Source organism: Streptomyces sp. NPDC048461, from assembly GCF_055587105.1.
On record NZ_JBVJGW010000007.1, the window covers coordinates 220701 to 237635 of the forward strand.

The 16935-nt window shown below is 72.7% G+C and carries 20 protein-coding genes, 1 tRNA gene and 1 riboswitch; of the genes, 7 read left to right on the plus strand and 14 right to left on the minus strand.

The annotated features are described in order from the left end of the window. Nucleotides 1–93: 93 nt before the first annotated feature. Both ACZ6S8_RS15175 and ACZ6S8_RS15180 read right to left on the minus strand, forming a co-directional pair. Nucleotides 94–1599, minus strand: a complete 1506-nt coding sequence (locus tag ACZ6S8_RS15175) for a hypothetical protein (protein WP_469455790.1) — start codon at nt 1597–1599, stop codon at nt 94–96. Nucleotides 1600–1638: 39 nt separating this feature from the next. After that, entirely contained in the window at nt 1639–2175 is a 537-nt protein-coding gene (locus tag ACZ6S8_RS15180; protein WP_383920631.1) for a GNAT family N-acetyltransferase, read from the minus strand. 226 nt (nt 2176–2401) lie between these two features. Here ACZ6S8_RS15180 and ACZ6S8_RS15185 point away from each other — a divergent pair, with 226 nt between their 5' ends. Together ACZ6S8_RS15185 and ACZ6S8_RS15190 are read left to right on the plus strand one after the other, a co-directional pair. Next, nucleotides 2402–2599 carry a hypothetical protein gene (locus ACZ6S8_RS15185; protein WP_469455792.1) on the plus strand — a complete coding sequence of 66 codons (198 nt, stop codon included), beginning with the start codon at nt 2402–2404 and terminating at the stop codon, nt 2597–2599. Between the two features lie 59 nt (nt 2600–2658). Then, on the plus strand, nt 2659–2958 hold the full coding sequence (locus ACZ6S8_RS15190) for a hypothetical protein (RefSeq protein WP_469455795.1): 300 nt from the start codon (nt 2659–2661) through the stop codon (nt 2956–2958). 74 nt (nt 2959–3032) lie between these two features. Here the strand turns inward: ACZ6S8_RS15190 and ACZ6S8_RS15195 are convergent, their stop codons facing one another. From ACZ6S8_RS15195 to ACZ6S8_RS15215, 5 genes are all read right to left on the minus strand, one after another. Then, the gene (locus tag ACZ6S8_RS15195) at nt 3033–4292 is read right to left on the minus strand and encodes a DUF445 domain-containing protein (protein WP_384076712.1); all 1260 of its coding nucleotides are present in this window, start codon (nt 4290–4292) and stop codon (nt 3033–3035) included. Nucleotides 4293–4699: 407 nt separating this feature from the next. Then, complete coding sequence (locus tag ACZ6S8_RS15200; RefSeq protein ID WP_469455797.1) at nt 4700–5407, minus strand: DUF1707 SHOCT-like domain-containing protein; 708 nt, start codon at nt 5405–5407, stop codon at nt 4700–4702. A 187-nt stretch (nt 5408–5594) separates the two neighbouring features. Then, nucleotides 5595–6605 (minus strand): ABC transporter ATP-binding protein, encoded by a 1011-nt coding sequence (locus tag ACZ6S8_RS15205; protein WP_469455799.1) that lies wholly within the window; start codon nt 6603–6605, stop codon nt 5595–5597. Beyond that, complete coding sequence (locus ACZ6S8_RS15210) at nt 6574–7449, minus strand: ABC transporter permease (protein ID WP_469455801.1); 876 nt, start codon at nt 7447–7449, stop codon at nt 6574–6576. The genes ACZ6S8_RS15205 and ACZ6S8_RS15210 overlap by 32 nt, the downstream gene beginning before the upstream one ends. After that, complete coding sequence (locus ACZ6S8_RS15215) at nt 7442–8245, minus strand: ABC transporter permease (protein ID WP_469455803.1); 804 nt, start codon at nt 8243–8245, stop codon at nt 7442–7444. The genes ACZ6S8_RS15210 and ACZ6S8_RS15215 overlap by 8 nt, the downstream gene beginning before the upstream one ends. A gap of 211 nt (nt 8246–8456) precedes the next feature. Between ACZ6S8_RS15215 and ACZ6S8_RS15220 the strand changes: the two genes are divergently transcribed. Next, nucleotides 8457–10934 carry a transglycosylase domain-containing protein gene (locus tag ACZ6S8_RS15220; RefSeq protein WP_469455805.1) on the plus strand — a complete coding sequence of 826 codons (2478 nt, stop codon included), beginning with the start codon at nt 8457–8459 and terminating at the stop codon, nt 10932–10934. A 41-nt stretch (nt 10935–10975) separates the two neighbouring features. Here the strand turns inward: ACZ6S8_RS15220 and ACZ6S8_RS15225 are convergent, their stop codons facing one another. The 3 genes from ACZ6S8_RS15225 to ACZ6S8_RS15235 all read right to left on the minus strand — a co-directional run bounded on the left by ACZ6S8_RS15225 (nt 10976) and on the right by ACZ6S8_RS15235 (nt 12193). Further along, nucleotides 10976–11296 carry a DMT family transporter gene (locus ACZ6S8_RS15225; protein ID WP_150519451.1) on the minus strand — a complete coding sequence of 107 codons (321 nt, stop codon included), beginning with the start codon at nt 11294–11296 and terminating at the stop codon, nt 10976–10978. Between the two features lie 29 nt (nt 11297–11325). Continuing rightward, nucleotides 11326–11393: riboswitch (guanidine-III (ykkC-III) riboswitch) on the minus strand. Nucleotides 11394–11486: 93 nt separating this feature from the next. Beyond that, nucleotides 11487–11789 (minus strand): GroES family chaperonin, encoded by a 303-nt coding sequence (locus ACZ6S8_RS15230; RefSeq protein ID WP_469456009.1) that lies wholly within the window; start codon nt 11787–11789, stop codon nt 11487–11489. A gap of 86 nt (nt 11790–11875) precedes the next feature. Further along, nucleotides 11876–12193 (minus strand): DUF3618 domain-containing protein, encoded by a 318-nt coding sequence (locus ACZ6S8_RS15235; RefSeq protein ID WP_386526533.1) that lies wholly within the window; start codon nt 12191–12193, stop codon nt 11876–11878. 105 nt (nt 12194–12298) lie between these two features. Here ACZ6S8_RS15235 and bcp point away from each other — a divergent pair, with 105 nt between their 5' ends. From bcp to ACZ6S8_RS15255, 4 genes are all read left to right on the plus strand, one after another. Then, a complete protein-coding gene (bcp, locus tag ACZ6S8_RS15240) occupies nt 12299–12766 on the plus strand; it encodes a thioredoxin-dependent thiol peroxidase (RefSeq protein ID WP_469455807.1) in 468 nt (155 codons plus the stop codon). Between the two features lie 153 nt (nt 12767–12919). Then, nucleotides 12920–13558: an HNH endonuclease signature motif containing protein gene (locus ACZ6S8_RS15245; RefSeq protein ID WP_469455810.1), complete on the plus strand. Its 639-nt coding sequence runs from the start codon at nt 12920–12922 to the stop codon at nt 13556–13558. Beyond that, the gene (locus ACZ6S8_RS15250) at nt 13555–14247 is read left to right on the plus strand and encodes an HNH endonuclease signature motif containing protein (protein ID WP_469455812.1); all 693 of its coding nucleotides are present in this window, start codon (nt 13555–13557) and stop codon (nt 14245–14247) included. Before ACZ6S8_RS15245 ends, ACZ6S8_RS15250 begins: the two co-directional genes overlap by 4 nt. A 14-nt stretch (nt 14248–14261) precedes the next feature. Beyond that, nucleotides 14262–14336, plus strand: a tRNA-Leu gene (locus ACZ6S8_RS15255). Between the two features lie 52 nt (nt 14337–14388). On the opposite strand, the gene rdgB is transcribed toward ACZ6S8_RS15255, so the two are convergent. From rdgB to ACZ6S8_RS15275, 4 genes are all read right to left on the minus strand, one after another. After that, nucleotides 14389–15003 (minus strand): RdgB/HAM1 family non-canonical purine NTP pyrophosphatase, encoded by a 615-nt coding sequence (rdgB, locus tag ACZ6S8_RS15260; RefSeq protein WP_469455814.1) that lies wholly within the window; start codon nt 15001–15003, stop codon nt 14389–14391. Nucleotides 15004–15112: 109 nt separating this feature from the next. Next, a complete protein-coding gene (locus ACZ6S8_RS15265; RefSeq protein ID WP_469455816.1) occupies nt 15113–15508 on the minus strand; it encodes a hypothetical protein in 396 nt (131 codons plus the stop codon). Nucleotides 15509–15654: 146 nt separating this feature from the next. After that, nucleotides 15655–16380 (minus strand): ribonuclease PH, encoded by a 726-nt coding sequence (rph, locus tag ACZ6S8_RS15270; RefSeq protein ID WP_386526522.1) that lies wholly within the window; start codon nt 16378–16380, stop codon nt 15655–15657. 102 nt (nt 16381–16482) lie between these two features. Further along, nucleotides 16483–16716: a PTS sugar transporter subunit IIB gene (locus tag ACZ6S8_RS15275; protein WP_386526519.1), complete on the minus strand. Its 234-nt coding sequence runs from the start codon at nt 16714–16716 to the stop codon at nt 16483–16485. Between the last annotated feature and the right edge of the window lie 219 nt (nt 16717–16935).

Consider the following 16935-nt stretch of genomic DNA (forward strand, 5'->3'; position numbering starts at 1 on the left):
GGCATCTCAACCTCTCACGCGTCTAGTGAGGTTGGCCGCGGTGCATCGCACCGGCAGCAGCGTGTGTGAACCAGCCGGGTGACTTTCCAGTGATCAGGGCGAGACGCCTCGCCGATGACCAGTCCCCGCCCCCGGGAACAGGGGGAGTTGTTGGTGGCCGCGGGCCGTTGTCGTGGGTGGGGTGGGGCGGGTGGACGCGAGGGTGAGGAGGGTGCGGAGGGCCGTCACGACTTCCGCCGGGGTGTCGCGGATCATCGACGGGGTGACGCTCACGACCAGCACGCCGTGGGCCTCCAGGCGCAGCCGGCGGCGGAGCGTGGCGTGCCAGGCGTCGCGGGTGTAGTGGTACTCCGCCGAGTCGATCTCCAGGGCCACGCCCTCGTCGGGCCAGTACGCGTCCGGGCTGGCCAGGAACGCGCCGTCCGGAGTGTGGAGACGGGCGTTCCACAGGGGGGTCGGGAGGTCCGTCGCCGTGAGGGTGTCGCGGGCCCGGGCCTCGGCGATCGAGCGGACTCCGGCGAGCAGTTCCGCCGCCGCGGCGGCGATCGCGGGCCGGGTGAGGAGGCGGGAGGCACGGAGCTCGGCGTGCAGGTCGCGCGGGTGGCACCAGCCGGCCTGGACGACGCCCGCGAGGACGGACCGGACCCGGTCGGGGTCCTCCGTACGGGCGGCGAAGTCGGCGGCCGCCCGCACCGGGCGGGTGCAAGGGACGCCGGACACCGTGATGGTGCGCGGCCAGCGGGACGTCGGCAGCGGGCGGACGTGCCCGGCGGCGGCGAGCCGGCGCGGGGAGCGGATCAGGACGTCGACGGGGCTGCCGGGGGCGTACGGGGCTTCGCGGATGCCGAGCAGGGCGAGGGCCGCGCCGCCGGTGAGGGCGGCCGTGTCGCCGGCGAGGGGGTCCGCGGCGGGCTCGGCGGCGTACAGGACGGCGGAGAGGGCGCGTTGGCGCTGGTCCGGGGGGCCGGTCTGGAGGAGGTAGACCCGGGGCAGGAGGCGCTGCCAGGGGCCGCCGGGCCGGGAGCGGGAGGTGATCGTGCCGGAGGGGACGCCGGCGGCGGTGAGCTGGTGGCGCGTGGCCAGGTCCAGCTGCCGGCGCGCGGCCCGCGGGAGGTGGTCCCCACGGGACGTGCGCTGCGCGCCGGGGCCGGGGCCGGGGCCGGGGTCGGGCTGCCGGGGCTGCGCTAGCCGGTGCTCAGGGGCGGGCCCACGCTCGGGCTGGTGAAGCCGCGGGGGCCGGCGGCCGGGCTCGGGCCGGACTTCGGGCCCGGATCGGCGCTCCGGGCCGGGCCGCAGCTCGGGGTCGGACCCGGGCTCAGTCCGCAGCTCGCCTTCAGACCCGGGCCCGGGCCGCAGCTCGGGGCCGGGCGCCGGCCCATACCCCGGCGCGGCCCCCTGCCCCTGCCCCGGCGCCGGCCCATACCCCGGGCGCGGCCCCTGCCCCAGCTCGGGCTGCCCCGCCTGGTGGGGCCGGCGGGCCGGGGCGGCGTGGACGGGCCGGCGGTTCGGGCGGGGGTGGGGAGGGGAGTCGGAGTGGCAGGGTGCGTCGGAGCCGGGGTGGGGGTGGGGGTGGGGGTGGGGGTGCTCTGTAGTGATCATGCGGCCGGTATGCCCGGGCGCGGGGGCGGCATACCGCCCTCAGCGGCCCGGGTGCTCCGGCGACAGGAACACGACGACCCCGGTCTCGGTGCCCGGCCGGGCCGGGACCTCGTGCCAGCCCAGGCGGCGGTAGGTCGCCACCGTGTCCCGGGCCAGGCGGGACGTCAGCAGCCAGGCCCGCCGGTCCGGGGCGTCGGCGGTGATCTCGGTGAGCAGGGCCCGCCCGGTGCCGTGGCCGCGCGCGTAGGGGCGTACGGCGAGCTCGTCTATCTCCAGTGCGCCCGTCAGGAGCTCCTTCACCCGGGCCGCGCCGAGTTGGGCGGTCACCTGGGCGTAGCCGCGGACCTTGGGGAAGGCCGCCGGGGTGATCCAGCCCGTGGCGAAACCGTCGATGCCCGTCGCGGACTGGGCGAAGGCGGTACGGAACCCGCGGCGCCGGGCGTCGGCGGGGAGACGGGTCGCGAACTGGCGAATGGTTTCTTCATCCTCGTTCCACGGCGGGCCGGAGAAGACGTCGGCATAGACGTCGACCAGTTCGTCCGCGAGGTCGAGGACGGCCTGTCCGTAGCAGATCACGTTGTTCTGGCTCCTGAGGTCGGGGCGGGGGGTGCGGGCGTGAGCGCGCGAAGGGCGGCCCGGGGGCGCTCTGCCCTTGCGGGCCGGGCATTTTGCCCTTGTGGGGTGAGAGCGAATTTATTGGCTCCGCGTTCCCGTCGCGGACATCGCACGGATCCGGCGAGTATGCGACAAATCACCTTCCCGCCCTCCGTGTCGGGACGCCCGGCGACCGCGTTGAGCAGCCGTGGACAGAATGCTTCGTACGGTCGGCCGGTGCGCGCTCGCCTTCCTCCTCGCCCTGGGTGTTCTGGCGTTGCTCCCGCACGCCGTACGGGACGCGGTGCCGGACTCCGTGATCGGCGGGGCCGTGATCGTGCTGGTGTGGGTGCTCGGTACCCGTCGGGTGGCCGGTGACCGTCGAGTGGCCGGGCGATCGCGTTAGCCTCGTCCTCGTAGTCTCACAGTGAAGCTCATAGGACAAGAAGACCGAAGGAGTTGGACATGGCTCGGGTACCGAGTTCCGCCGTGGCGGCGGCCGGTCTGGTCGGCGGCTACGCCGTCGCCCGGTGGACCAAGAAGCGGCCCCTGGGGGGTGTCGTACTCGGTGCGGCCGGACTCGCCGCCGGGCGGGAGTGGCACCGCCGGGGCGGCGTGCCCGCGGCCGCCGGGCTCGGAGCGCTCTACATCGCCGCGTTCGCCGGTTCGCACCCGCTGGCCAGGAAGGTCGGCGCGTGGCCGGCCGTGTTCGGGGCCGCAGGCGTCGTCGCCGCCACCACCTGGGCCGTCGCCGACCGCGGCTAGACCGCCCACACCGGGCCGGCCCCGGCCACCCCGGGCCAGCCCCGCCCACCCCGGGCCGGCCCCGACCGCCCCCGCTACGCCCCGAACGCCTGTGACACCGAGTAGATCAGCAGGCCCGCCAGGGCGCCGACCACCGTTCCGTTGATCCGGATGAACTGCAGGTCCCGGCCGATGTGGGCCTCGATCTTGCGGGACGTGTGCTCGGCGTCCCAGCCGGCCACGGTGTCCGTGATCAGCGAGGTGATCTCGGTGCGGTAGGTCGTGACGACGTACACCACCGCCCCCTCGATCCAGCCCTCCACCTTGTCCTGCAGACGGCCGTCCGTCGCCAGCCTGGCCCCCAGCGTCATCAGCGAGGACCGGACCCGCAGGCGCAGCGCGCTCTGCTCGTCCTCCGCCGCCGAGATCATCATCGACCGCACCGCGGTCCAGGCCGAGGCGATGACGTCCTGCACCTCGTCGCGCGCCAGCAGCTCGGACTTGAGGCGCTCTATGCGCGCCCGGGTCTCCGTGTCGGACTGGAGGTCGGCCGCGAAGTCCGTCAGGAACCGGTCGACCGCCCCGCGCGCCGGGTGCTCCGGCATGTCGCGCATCTCCGTGACGAAGCGGAGCAGCTCCTTGTACACGCGGTCGCCGATCTTGCGGTCCACGAACCGCGGGGTCCAGCCGGGTGCCCCGCCCTGGACGGCGTCCATCACCGCTTCCCCGTGCGTGACCAGCCAGTCGTGGGCCCGCGCGCACACGAGGTCGACGGCCCGGTGGTGCCCGCCGTCCGCGACGACCCGCTCCAGCGTCTTGCCGATGCCCGGCGCGATCTCCGCCGTCTCGGCCCGCCGGGTGATGGCCTCGCCCACGACGGCCTGCACGTCGGAGTCGCGCAGTACGGTCAGGGCCCCGCGCAGCGCGGTCGCCAGCTCGGCCGTGACCCGGTCGGCGTGCTCCGGCTCGGCCAGCCACGCGCCGAGGCGGCCGCCGATGCCGAGGGCGTGCAGGCGGGCCTTGACCACGTCGGAGGAGAGGAAGTTCTCGCCGACGAACTCTCCGAGGGAGACCCCGAGCTGATCCTTCTTCGTCGGGATGATCGCGGTGTGCGGGATGGGAAGGCCCAGCGGCCGCCGGAAGAGGGCGGTGACCGCGAACCAGTCCGCGAGCGCGCCGACCATGCCGGCTTCCGCCGCCGCGGCGACGTACCCGGCCCAGCCGCCCGCGCCCCAGGCGTTCTGGGCGTACTTGGCCAGGACGTAGACCAGCGCGACCAGGAGCAGCAGCCCCGTCGCGGTGGCCTTCATCCGGCGGACGCCGTGGCGCCGCTCCTCGTCGGCCGCGCTGAACACGAACGCCCCGCGGGCGGGCGCCTCGGGCCGTGCCGCCCGCCCGGTCGCCGCCGGGCCGCCCGGCGGCGGTCCCCCGGGCGGGGGGTCGATCGGCGGCGGCTCGATCGGCGGCGGGGCACTGCCTCCGGCGGTGGTGCGGTTGTCCACGTGCTCCTGCTTTCCCCGGGGACGCCGGTTTGTCTGCATAGCATCCGACTCCCGGGAGGCGCGAGGAGTTCCCGGCACGCCGTGTCACTCCGGCCGGCATCGCCGCGCACCCCGTACGGACACCCGTCCGCGTACCCGCATCCGGACCGCTCAGCCGACGGGGAGCACCGGGCGCCCGCCCGGCGCCGAACCGGCCCGGCGCCCGCCGGCTCCGCCCGGGCACCGCACCCGCCACCACGACGAGCGGTCCGCCCCGTCCGTCAGTCCTTCTTGCGCAGCGACTTAGGGCCGTCGGCGCCCTTGGGGAGCTTCGGGGACTTCGGTGCCTTGACCTTGATCTCCACCCCGCCCCAGAACGCGAACCCGGTCACGACAACCCGCGGAGCGCCCGGCTCCGCCGGTCCCGGGGTGTCGCGCTGGTCGAAGGCACCCATGACGCCGATGCCCCGGACGTCCACCTCGACCCCCGGCGGCACCGTGATCTGGACGCCTCCCATGACCGCGACGCAGTTGATCACGACCTCGCGCTGGGCGAAGTCCGCCTCGCGCAGGTCCAGGTCCCCGCCGCCCCAGAACGCCACCGCGTGGAAGCGCGCGGGCACCGTCCACCGGCCCTTGCGCTGGAAGCCGGACATGACCGCGACCGCCCCGGACGAGCTGGCCGGCCCGCGGCCCACCCGCTCGGCCCAGGGCCGCACCGTTCCCCCGCCCGCGAACGGCGCCGGCACCGGCGAGGCCGCCGGGACGACACCCCCGGGGACGCCCGGCACGGCCGGCAGGTCGCGCGTCAGCGGTTCCAGCTGCGCGTACGTACGGGACGCGTAGGCCGCCTCCAAGCGCTCCTCGAACTCCTCCATGTCGAGCCGGCCCTCGGCCACCGCGTCGCGCAACCGCTCCACCACCCGGTCCCGGTCGGCATCGGACGCCCTCAGCTCCGGCAACGGCTTCTCCGGCCGCTCGTCACTCATGTGGCCCAGCCTATGCACTGATCCACGGGAGTTGTATGGCCCGCCGCCCCCCTGCACCCCGGTCTCGACCCTGATTTGTCCCTGACCCGCGGCGGGTTGCGTCCCTGACCCGCCGCGGCCTCACCCCCGACCCGCACAGGGTTCGCCCCCGACCCGCGGCGGGTTGCGTCCCCGACCCGCCGCGGCCTCACCCCCGGCCCGCGTACATCCGCGCGATCACGTCCTCGATGTCCGGCTCCCGCACCGACAGGTCCACCAGCGGGTACTCCGCCGCCACCGCCGCCACCAGCGGCGCCGCCGAGGCCCCCGCCGGGAACGCCAGCCACTGCCGCGGCCCGTCCACCTTCACCACCCGCGCGCCCGGCACGCTGATCGGCGCGAGCTCCCGCTCCAGGTCCACCACCAGCGTCCGCTCGCTCTCCCCGACCGACCCCGCCGAGTGCAGCCCCTGCAGCGGCCCGTCGTACATCAGCCGGCCGTGGTCGATGACCATCACCCGCTCGCACAGCTGCTCGATGTCCTGGAGGTCGTGCGTGGTCAGCAGCACCGTCGTGCCGAGCTCCTCGTTCAGCTGCCGCAGGAAGCCGCGCACCTTCGCCTTGCTCACCACGTCGAGCCCGATCGTCGGCTCGTCCAGGTACAGCACGTCCGGATCGTGCAGCAGCGCCGCCGCGATGTCCCCGCGCATCCGCTGCCCCAGCGAGAGCTGGCGCACCGGCACGTCGAGCAGCTCGGCCAGGTCCAGCCGGTCCACGCAGCGCTCCATGTTCTGTGCGAACCGCGCCGCCGGGATCCGGTACATCCGCCGCATCAGCCCGTACGAGTCCTTCAGCGGCAGGTCCCACCACAGCGTGGTCCGCTGCCCGAAGACCACCCCGATCCGGTGCGCGAGCCGCATCCGCTCCCGCGCCGGGTCGATGCCCGCGACCCGCAGCCGGCCGCCGCTCGGCGTCAGGATGCCGGTCAGCATCTTGATCGTGGTCGACTTGCCGGCGCCGTTGGGCCCGATGTAGCCGACCATCTCGCCCCGGGCCACCTCGAAGCTGAGCCCGTCGACGGCCCTGACCTGACGCTTCTCCCGGCGCATCAGCCCCACCCGGCGCCGTACGTCGAACACCTTCTCGACCCCGTCCAGCGAGATCAGTGCATCCGCCACAGCCCACTCCCTAGCTTCCCGTGCTTCGGTACGAACGGACACCCGCGCGCCACGCCAGCGACGCGGGCAGGAACACGGCGAACGCCACCAGCGGGCTCACGAACGCGACCCACTGCGGCAGCCCCAGCGGATCCGGCCGGCCCAGCAGGTACAGCGCGGGCAGCCAGTTGACGAAGGCCAGCGGAACGATGAAGGTCACCCCGCGCAGCAGGTCCTTGCCGAACACCGTCGGCGGGTACTGGAGCATCGTGCAGCCCCCGTACGTGAACGAGTTCTGCACCTCCGCCGCGTCCCCGGCCAGGAACTGGAACGCCGCGCCCGCCACCATCACCGCCCCGAAGATCGCCGCACCCGCCGTGATCATCACCGGCACCAGCAGCACCTTGCCGACCGTCCAGTCCAGGTCCAGCGCGGACACCGCCCAGGCCAGCAGCCCCAGCCCCTGGGCGATCCGGCCCAGCCGGCGCAGCGCGAACCGGTCCGCCGCGACCTGCGCGAGCACCGGGACCGGACGCACCAGCATGGTGTCGAGCGAACCGTCGCGGATGCGGGAGCCGATCCGGTCGGTGTTGCCCAGGAGCAGGTCCGCCAGGCCCAGGGAGGCCGAGCAGGACCCGTACAGCAGGGCGACCTCGGGCAGCGTGAAACCGCCCAGCACGTCCACGTGCGAGAACATGATCGCGATCGCGACGAAGTCGAGGAGCGTGATCGCCGCGTTCCCGAAGGTCGACAGGAAGAACGACGTCCGGTACGTCATCGTCGACCGGATCCACATCGTCACGATCAGCCCGTAGCCGCGCACCCCCTCCACCGCCCGGTTGCGCCGGGGCAGTTCCAGCTCCTGATCCTGCTCCGTCCGGCTCCGTGCCAGCACCGCCTCAGCCACCCTGGACCACCACCTTCCGCGTCGCCGCCGACTGCACCAGCCGGCCCGCCCCCAGCAGGACGGCCGCCCATCCGGCCTGGAACGCGAGCGCCCCGGCCGCCGACCCCGCCCCCGCGTGCTCACCGAGCAGCACGTCCATCGGGACCTGGAGCATCGCCGCCCACGGCAGGGCCCGGACGAGCTCGCCGAAGCCGCCCGGGAAGACGGTGAGCGGCAGCAGCATCCCGGAGAAGAAGATCGTGACCACCGTGGCCATCAGGTTGATCCCCGCCCCGTCCATCAGCCAGAACGCCGCCAGCCCCAGCAGGTAGCGCAGCGCGAAGCTCACCACCAGCCCGAGCGTGACGGAGACCAGGAACAGCAGCCAGCGCACCGGGTCCGCCGGCAGCGCCAGCGGGAACGCCAGCGCCCCCGCCAGCAGCGGCAGCGCCCCGCGCCCCGCCAGCTGGAAGGCGGCCCGGCCCAGATCGGCCGCCAGCCACCACATCTGGAGGTCCGCCGGCCGGTACAGGTCGACGGCGATGTCCCCCGTGCGGACCCGCTCCTGGATCTCCTCCTGGAACCCGCCGCCGATGAGCGCCGCCGCGGCGAGCAGCGCCTGGCTGACCCACACGAAGGTCAGGGCCTGCGCCTGGTCGTAGCCGCCGAGTCCGGGCCGCTCGTCCCACAGCGCGATGTACGTGTACGCGACGATGAAGCCGAACACGGTGTTCGTGAACACCCCTGCCGCCGTCGCCGTCCCGTAGGTGGCGTAGCGCCGGAATCCCCCGGCCGCGACCGCCAGGTAGAGACGCAACCACGACCGGGCTCCCCCGCCTGCTCTCTGACGCACCGTATCCCTCCGTTTCCCACGTCGTTCCTACGTCGGCCAAAGCGCGCGAGCTTAGTGCGGAGGGGCGATCCCCGCGACCGGTTTTACGCCCGTCCGGCTCGGAACCCGTGGCCATCGGGTAGACACCATGAGGTACAGAAGTGGATATTTCGCACGGCGCCGAGGAGTCCTGGAGATGAGCGACCCGTCACCACCACCGGGCTGGAACCCTCGCGACCCGGACACCCCGCCCGGAGACCCGCAGGCCCGGCAGTCCCCGCGACAGCCCGGCACGCCCCGGCAACCGGGCACCTCACCAGGCCAGGGACCACCCGGCAAGCCGGGAAAGCCCGGGAAGAAGGCGCGCCGCAGGCGGACCGGCGTGCGCCGCCTCCTCCCCACCTGGCGCATGGTCGCCGGCGGCGTCCTGCTGATCGCCCTGCTGCTCGGCGGCGCCCTCGTCGCCGGCTACCTCCTGGTCGACATCCCCCCGGCCAACGCCGCGGCGACCGCCCAGTCGAACGTCTACCTCTACTCCGACGGCTCCCTGATCGCCCGCGACGGCGAGGTCAACCGCGTCAACGTCGCGCTCTCCCAGGTCCCCCGCACCGTCCAGGAGGCCGTACTGGCCGCCGAGGACCGGGACTTCCACTCCGAACGGGCGGTCGACCCCAAGGCGATGCTCCGGGCCGCCTGGAACACCGCCACCGGCAAGGGCACCCAGTCCGGCTCGACCATCACCCAGCAGTACGTGAAGAACTACTACCTGGGCCAGGAACAGACGATCAAGCGCAAGGCCAAGGAGTTCTTCATCGCGATCAAGCTCGGCCGCGAGAAGTCGAAGGACTACATCCTGGAGGGCTACCTCAACACCAGCTACTTCGGCCGCAACGCCTACGGCATCCAGGCCGCCTCCCAGGCCTACTACGGCAAGGACGTCGACCGGCTCACCACCGCCGAGGGCGCCTACCTCGCCACCCTCCTCAACTCCCCCAGCGCCTTCGACGTCGTCTCCCACCCGCAGAGCCGCCCGCGCGCCGTCGCCCGCTGGAACTACGTGCTCGACGGCATGGTGAAGAAGGACTGGATGCCCGCCGCCGAACGCGCGGCCACGCAGTTCCCCGAGCCCGGCAAGGTCCGTACGGCCGCCGGACTGTCCGGGCAGCGCGGCTACCTCGTCGAGGCCGTCAGGGACTTCATCGTCGAGCGGAAGATCCTCGCCGACAAGACCCTCGCCGAGGGCGGCTACCGCATCACCACCACCATCGACCGGCGCCGCCAGAACGCCTTCGTCGAAGCCGTCGACGACGAGATGGTGAGCAAGCTCGAACCGGACAAGCGCAAGGCCGACCGCCTCGTACGGGCCGGCGGAGTCTCCATCGACCCGGCCACCGGCAAGGTCGTCGCCCTGTACGGCGGCATCGACTACACCAAGCAGTACGTCAACAACGCGACCCGGCACGACTACCAGGTCGCCTCCACCTTCAAGCCGTTCGTCTTCGCGGCCGCCGTCGAGAACGGCTCCCGCACCCAGGACGGCCGCCGCATCACCCCCAACACCGTCTACAACGGCGACAACAAGCGCCGCGTCGTCGGCACCCGCATCCCCTACGCCCCCGAGAACGAGGGCCAGGTGTCCTACGGGAACATCACCGTCACCACCGCCACCGACCTCTCCGTCAACGCCGTCTTCGCCCAGATGGTCGTCGACGTCGGCACCGACGAGGTCAAGAAGACCGCCGTCGCCCTCGGCATCCCCGAGGACACCCCCAACTTCGACTCCGGACCGGCGATGGCGCTCGGCACGATGCAGGCCAGCGTCCTGGACATGACCCATGCCTACACGACCCTCGCGGACCACGGCCGGCGCACCCCGTACACCTTCCTGGAGAAGATCACCAAGGGCGGCGACACCATCGGGCTCCCCGCCCGCGAGCCCGCCCAGGCCGTCAGCCGCGAGGCCGCGGACACCACCACCTCGGTGCTGGTCAGCGTCGTCGACAACGGCACGGGCACCGCGGCCCTCGCCGCCGGCCACCCGGCGGCCGGCAAGACCGGAACCGGCGAGCTGGACCGCTCCGCCTGGTTCGCCGCGTACACCCCGGACCTCGTCACGGTGGTGGCCATGATGGGCCAGGACCCCGACACCGGCACCCTCCAGTCCCTGTACGGCGCCCTCGGCGAACCCCGGATCGGCGGCGGCGGCTACCCGGCCCGGATCTGGGCCGCCTACACGAAGACGGCGCTGGAGGGCACCGACCCGCTCGACTTCGAACTCGACCTCCAGCCCGGCGCGGCCGACCCGCCGCCGCTGCTCCCGCCCTCCGAGTCCGACACCCCGCCGCGGACCCCGGGCGGCCGCACCCCGACGCCCCCGCAGCGGCCGGGCCGGCCGACGCCCCCCACCCCGTCCACGGGCGGACAGGACCAGGGCGGCAGGACGAACAACGGCCAGGGCGACGGCGGACAAACAGACGGCGGCCGCACGGACGGCGGCCAGGGCGACGGCGGACAGACACAGGGAGGCCAGACACAGGGAGGCCAGACGAACGGCGGCCAGACGGACGGCGGCACCACCCAGGGCAACCAGGGCGGCACCACCGCAGGCACCCAGGGCACGGACGGGGGCGCCACCGAGGGCCTGCGCCCCCCGCCGTCCGCGTTCCTGGAGTGACCCGGCGGCCGCACCGGGACCGGGGTGCGCCCCGGTCCCGGTCAGTGGCCGGAGGTCGCCTTCAGCCCCACGACGGCGACCAGCAGCAGACAGATGAAGAAGATCCGGGCGGCGGTGACGGGCTCACCCAGCACCGCCATGCCGAGCACGGCCGCACCGGCGGCCCCGATGCCCACCCACACCCCGTACGCCGTACCGATCGGCAGGGTCTTGGCGGCATAGGACAGCAACACCATGCTGGCGACGATCCCGGCGCCCGTGAACACACTGGGCCACAGCCGGGTGAAACCCTCGGTGAACTTCATTCCGATCGACCAGCCGACTTCGAGCAGACCGGCGACGAGCAGCAGGATCCAGGCCATGACGGCACCTCCGGGACGAGAGCGAACGGGGTGCGTCGTCTTGTCCTCAACCCGGTACGGCGCGTCTCGTCGGGGTACTCCCCCACCGTAGCAAAGGGCGGTGGGGGGGGGGGGGGGGGGGGGGGGGCCCCCCCCCCCCCCCCCCCCCCCCCCCCCCCCCCGCCGTCGCAAACGCCCCGCCGTCAGGAACTCAGAGGTACAGCCCGGTGGAGTCGTCCGACCCCTCCAGCCGCTCGGCGGCCACGGCGTGCAGGTCGCGCTCGCGCATCAGCACGTACGTCGCCCCCCGCACCTCCACCTCGGCCCGGTCCTCGGGGTCGTACAGCACCCGGTCGCCGGGCTCGACGCCCCGCACGTTCTGCCCGACCGCGACCACCTCGGCCCAGGCCAGCCGCTTGCCCACCGCGGCCGTCGCCGGGATGAGGATGCCGCCGCCCGAGCGGCGCTCGCCCTCCGGCAGGTCGGACTTCACGAGCACGCGGTCGTGCAGCATGCGGATGGGCAGCTTGTCGTGGGTGGTTTTCTCGCTCACGCCCCGAACCTACCCGCCCGCACCCGGCCCGTACGCCGGAGGGGTCGTCAGCGCTTGCGGCGCGCCGACACCACGATCAGGCCGACGACACCGACCGCCAGCAGGGCCACGGGCACGATCCGCTCGACGCGCGGAGCCCCGTCCTCGTCGCGGAACCGGCTCGTCACGTCCGTCACCAGACGGTTCACCGACACGTAGGCGCGCCCGGCGGTGTGGTCGACCGTCGAGGCGACCTTGGCCTTCGCGTCCCCGATGATCGTCTTCGGGTGCATGCGCACGCCGATCTCGTCGAGCGTCTCGGCGAGCTGGTCGCGGCGGCGGACGATGTCCGCCTCGATCTGTGCGGGGGTCCTGGCTTCCGGCACCGCGCTGCCTCCGTCGTCGTGTGGTCTGTGGGCATGATCCGTCATGGACACTCTGTCAGCTTAGGCTCATGCCGTACCGATCCCCTCCCGAGGAGACTGTCTGACATGAGCGAGCGACTCCAGCCGGGCGACACCGCCCCCGCCTTCACCCTGCCCGACGCGGACGGCAACGAGGTCTCGCTCGCCGGCCACAAGGGCCGCAAGGTGATCGTCTACTTCTACCCGGCCGCCCTGACGCCGGGCTGCACGAAGCAGGCCTGCGACTTCACGGACAACCTGGACGCCCTGGCGACGGCGGGCTACGACGTCATCGGCGTCTCCCCGGACAAGCCGGAGAAGCTGGCGAAGTTCCGCGAGCAGGAAAACCTCAAGGTCACCCTGGTCGGCGACCCGGAGAAGGCCGTCCTGACGGCGTACGGGGCCTTCGGCGAGAAGAAGCTGTACGGCAAGACGGTGACCGGCGTCATCCGCTCCACGGTGGTCGTGGACGAGGAGGGCAAGGTCGAGCACGCCTTCTACAACGTCAAGGCCACCGGCCACGTAGCGAAGATCATCAAGGACCTGGGCATCTGACGCGCCCCCGTCCCCGCCGGAGCGGCCCGCACCTCCCCGGTGCGGGCCGCTCCGCTTATCCGCCGATATCCCCCGTAACCGCCCGCCCACCACCCCGTTACTCCGTACGAGGGCCGCACACGCGGCCGGGGACGGAAATGGGAGGGGGCGGGGATGCCGGTCAGCCCGTACACGAGGGAACGCCTGGCGGAAGCGGCGCAGGGGGCCAGGACGCTGTCCGAGGCACTGGAGCGACTGGGGGTGGACCCCAAGGGACCGACGAGGCGGTATCTCCACGACCGTATGCGGAGGCTGGGGGTTGACGTCTCCCACTTCGAGCGGGAGGGGATGAAGTGGACCCGGGATGTCCTGGCCGAGGCCGTCGCCGCTTCGACGACCATGTGCGAGGTGCTCACGCGACTCGGCCTCGAGGTGGTGGGTGGTCACCACACCCACATCAGCCGCAAGGTGAAGGGCTTCGGCATAGACACCTCGCACTTCGCGCAGCCTTCCCCGGCAGGCCGGCCCAAGACGAGGCGTACGCCTGAGGCGCTGCTCGTGCAGCAGGAGGGACCGCACGCACGCCGAGCCCCGGGCGAACAGTTGAAGCGGGCACTCGGCTTGCTGGGCATACCCGAACGGTGCGCCAGGTGCGGCACCGAGCCCATCTGGCAGGGGCAGCCGCTGCCCCTGGAGGTGGACCACATCGACGGCGACTGGCGCAACAACCAACCGGCCAACCTGCGGTTGCTCTGCCCCAATTGCCATTCCACGACGGACACGTACCGGGGTCGGGGCCAGGGACGCCGATGACCGGTAAGGCCCGCTACACGCCGGAAGTCCTAGCCGAGGCCGCGGCGCGGTGCAAGGACCTCGACGAGGTCATCGTCCGCTACGGCATGGAGCCGCGCCCCCAGCGGCTGGGGCAGTACCTCATGAAGCGCTTCTCCGCCTACGGCATCGACGTCTCCCACTTCGGACAGCGGGCGCACCGGCGCCACGATAAACCGGACGAGGCCCATCTGCGGAACGCTGTCGCCGCCTCGCAGTCCTGGGCGCAGGCCCTGCGCCGCCTCGAACTGCCCGACAACGGCGGGTGGAGGGCGTCACTCAAGGCATGGGCCCTCGAATCGCAACTGGACACGTCGCACTTCCTGGGCCAGGCACACGGCCGAGGCAAGCGGGGCCAAGCACAGGCCAGGCCTCCGGAGGACATCCTCGTCAAGCACGACGGGTATCGGCGCACCCGCACCTCGTCCTTGCGGCGGGCCCTCCGCGAGATCGGGGTTGCGGAGTGCTGCGCCACCTGCGGGACACCACCCGAGTGGCTCGGCGACCCGATGACTCTGGAAATCGACCACATCAACGGCGACTGGAGCGACGACCGTCGGGAGAACCTGCGGCTGCTGTGCCCCAACTGCCACGCGATCACCAGCACGTGGTGCAGAGGAGGTCGACGCGCTCGTGGAAACCGCTCATCCGCACAGCGGGCCACGCAGTAGACTGTCACTGGCTTGCGCCCGTACGCCAACTGGTTGGAGCGGCGATCTTTAGGTGGTCGTGTATGTCGGTTCGAATCCGATCGGGCGTACCGAACGAATGAGGCCGGGCCCCCGCACGTGCGGGGGCCCGGCCTCATTTCATTAGCCCAGCAGTTCGCGGACTTCCGGGACCAGGGCGCGGAAGGCCTGGCCTCGGTGGGAGATGGCGTTCTTCTCCGCCGCCGTCAGTTCCGCGCACGTGCGGGACTCGCCCAGCGGCTGGAGGACCGGGTCGTAGCCGAAGCCGCCCGTGCCCGCCGGGGCGTGGCGCAGGGTGCCGAGGAGGCGGCCCTCGACGACGCGCTCGGTTCCGTCCGGGAGGGCCAGGGCGGCCGCGCAGAAGAAGTGCGCGCCGCGGTGCTCGTCGCCGATGTCGCCGAGCTGGGCCAGCAGGAGCGCGAGGTTCGCGGCGTCGTCGCCGTGGGCGCCGGCCCAGCGGGCGGAGAAGATGCCGGGGGCGCCGCCCAGGACGTCCACGCACAGGCCGGAGTCGTCGGCGACGGCGGGCAGGCCGGTGGCCCGGGCGAGGGCGTGGGCCTTGAGGCGGGCGTTCTCGGCGAAGGTGACGCCGGTTTCCTTCACGTCCGGGATCTCGGGGTACGCGTCCGCGCCGACCAGCTCGTGCGGCAGGCCGGCGTCGGACAGGATCGCGCGGAGTTCGGTGACTTTGCCCGCGTTGCGGGTGGCGAGGATGAGGCGGCTGGGCGTGGAGGTCATGCCCGCCATTATTCCGGCCCGCGCGGCCCGCGCCGGTGGCCGGGGCCCGTGCCGGGCCGCGCGCTGCCCGGGCCCGCGCCGCGGTACCGCGCTTCCCGCCCCGGTCGCGTCAGCCGGGGGTGCAGACCTTGGAGAGTTCGCTCGCCGCGTCGGCGACGGGCTGGATGTCCGGGGTGGCGTCGCCGCCCTCGATCGAGGTGCGGACGTTGTTGACCGCCGTCTCCATCGAGTCGATGGCCTTGCCCAGGTCGGCGTTGTCCGTCTGGTCGCCGATCTTCTTCAGGTTGGCCTCGATCGCGTCGAGCGCGTTCTGGGCGTCCTGGGGGCTGTTGCCGGCCTGGGAGACCGCCTGCTGGAGGTCGTTCGCGCCGTCCGTGATGGCCACTGCCGTGCTGGCGCAGTCCATCGCCGTGGAGATGGCGTCGCAGGCGGAGAGGCCGGGTATGGCCAGGGCCGCGGCGAGGGCCACGGCGGCGATGCGGTGCTTCGGCTTGATCGGCTTCACTTCGGGTCCCCCGGGAGTTCGGATGCGTGGACATCGGATACGTGGACGTCGGGTGCGCGGGTACGCGGGTATGCGGACGGGCGCACGGCTCTGACACCGTGCGCCCGTACCGGCATAGACGCCGGGTCGCGCCCGGCGGTTGCCGCCTACAGTTCCAGTGCGCCGCGCTGGATGGCCTCGAGGTCCGCGCAGCCGCCGGCGGCGAGGTCGAGGAGGGCGTTCAGTTCCTTGCGGTCGAAGGGCTCGCCCTCGGCGGTGCCCTGTACCTCGACGAAGCGGCCGTCGCCGGTGCAGACGACGTTCATGTCGGTCTCGGCCCGCACGTCCTCCTCGTAGCAGAGGTCGAGGAGGGGCTCGCCGTCGACGATGCCGACGCTGACGGCGGCGACGGTGCCGGTGAGCGGCTTGCGGCCGGCCTTGACCAGCTTCTTCTTCTGGCCCCAGGCGACGGCGTCCGCGAGGGCGACGTACGCGCCGGTGATGGCGGCGGTGCGGGTGCCGCCGTCGGCCTGGAGGACGTCGCAGTCCAGGACGATGGTGTTCTCGCCGAGCGCCTTGTAGTCGATGACGGCGCGCAGCGAGCGGCCGATGAGGCGGGAGATCTCGTGGGTGCGGCCGCCGATCTTGCCGCGTACGGATTCGCGGTCGCCGCGGGTGTTGGTGGAGCGGGGCAGCATCGAGTACTCGGAGGTGACCCAGCCTTCGCCGCTGCCCTTGCGCCAGCGCGGGACGCCTTCGGTGAAGGAGGCGGTGCAGAAGACCTTGGTGTCGCCGAAGGAGATGAGGACGGAGCCCTCGGCGTGCTTGCTCCATCCGCGTTCGATGGTGACCGGGCGGAGCTGTTCGGGCGTGCGGCCGTCGATGCGAGACATGGCTCCGAGCCTAGTCCCTGCGGGGGAACGCGAGGACCCCGTCCCGGGGGTCGGGGCGGGGTCTTCGGTGGTGCCGTGGTGGGTCCGGTCAGTGGGACCGGATCACATCATGTCTTCGATGTCGGCGGCGATCGGGTCGGCGTCGGTGCCGATGACGACCTGGATCGCGGTGCCCATCTTGACGACGCCGTGGGCGCCGGCGGCCTTGAGGGCGACCTCGTCGACGAGGGAGGGGTCCTTGACCTCGGTGCGGAGGCGGGTGATGCAGCCCTCGACCTCTTCGATGTTGTCGATACCGCCGAGCCCGGCGACGATCTTCTCAGCCTTGGTGGCCATGTGTTTCTCCCTGGGTGTGACGAAGAACGAGTCTCGGCGGCCAGTGCGGAATCCGCCCGTGTGGTCCGCTCGGTCACGGTAACGCACGGTTGGCCCATCTTCACGGGCGCGTGCCCGGTCTCTGCCGAATGATGACGATCAGCAGCAACCTGTCCACAACTGGTCTACACCAGTGTGCCGCAAGTGTTGCGGCTGCCAAAAACGAGCCGGTCAGGGAGG

Bases quoted from the DNA above. Each gene is read 5' to 3' on its own strand.
- ACZ6S8_RS15245 (WP_469455810.1), top strand. From the start codon at position 12,920: ATGCCGGTCAGCCCGTACACGAGGGAACGCCTGGCGGAAGCGGCGCAG.
- ACZ6S8_RS15200 (WP_469455797.1), bottom strand. From the start codon at position 5,407: ATGAGTGACGAGCGGCCGGAGAAGCCGTTGCCGGAGCTGAGGGCGTCC.
- ACZ6S8_RS15275 (WP_386526519.1), bottom strand. From the start codon at position 16,716: ATGGCCACCAAGGCTGAGAAGATCGTCGCCGGGCTCGGCGGTATCGAC.
- rph (WP_386526522.1), bottom strand. From the start codon at position 16,380: ATGTCTCGCATCGACGGCCGCACGCCCGAACAGCTCCGCCCGGTCACC.
- bcp (WP_469455807.1), top strand. From the start codon at position 12,299: ATGAGCGAGCGACTCCAGCCGGGCGACACCGCCCCCGCCTTCACCCTG.
- ACZ6S8_RS15190 (WP_469455795.1), top strand. From the start codon at position 2,659: ATGGCTCGGGTACCGAGTTCCGCCGTGGCGGCGGCCGGTCTGGTCGGC.
- rdgB (WP_469455814.1), bottom strand. From the start codon at position 15,003: ATGACCTCCACGCCCAGCCGCCTCATCCTCGCCACCCGCAACGCGGGC.
- ACZ6S8_RS15175 (WP_469455790.1), bottom strand. From the start codon at position 1,599: ATGATCACTACAGAGCACCCCCACCCCCACCCCCACCCCCACCCCGGC.
- ACZ6S8_RS15225 (WP_150519451.1), bottom strand. From the start codon at position 11,296: ATGGCCTGGATCCTGCTGCTCGTCGCCGGTCTGCTCGAAGTCGGCTGG.
- ACZ6S8_RS15250 (WP_469455812.1), top strand. From the start codon at position 13,555: ATGACCGGTAAGGCCCGCTACACGCCGGAAGTCCTAGCCGAGGCCGCG.
- ACZ6S8_RS15230 (WP_469456009.1), bottom strand. From the start codon at position 11,789: ATGCTGCACGACCGCGTGCTCGTGAAGTCCGACCTGCCGGAGGGCGAG.
- ACZ6S8_RS15220 (WP_469455805.1), top strand. From the start codon at position 8,457: ATGAGCGACCCGTCACCACCACCGGGCTGGAACCCTCGCGACCCGGAC.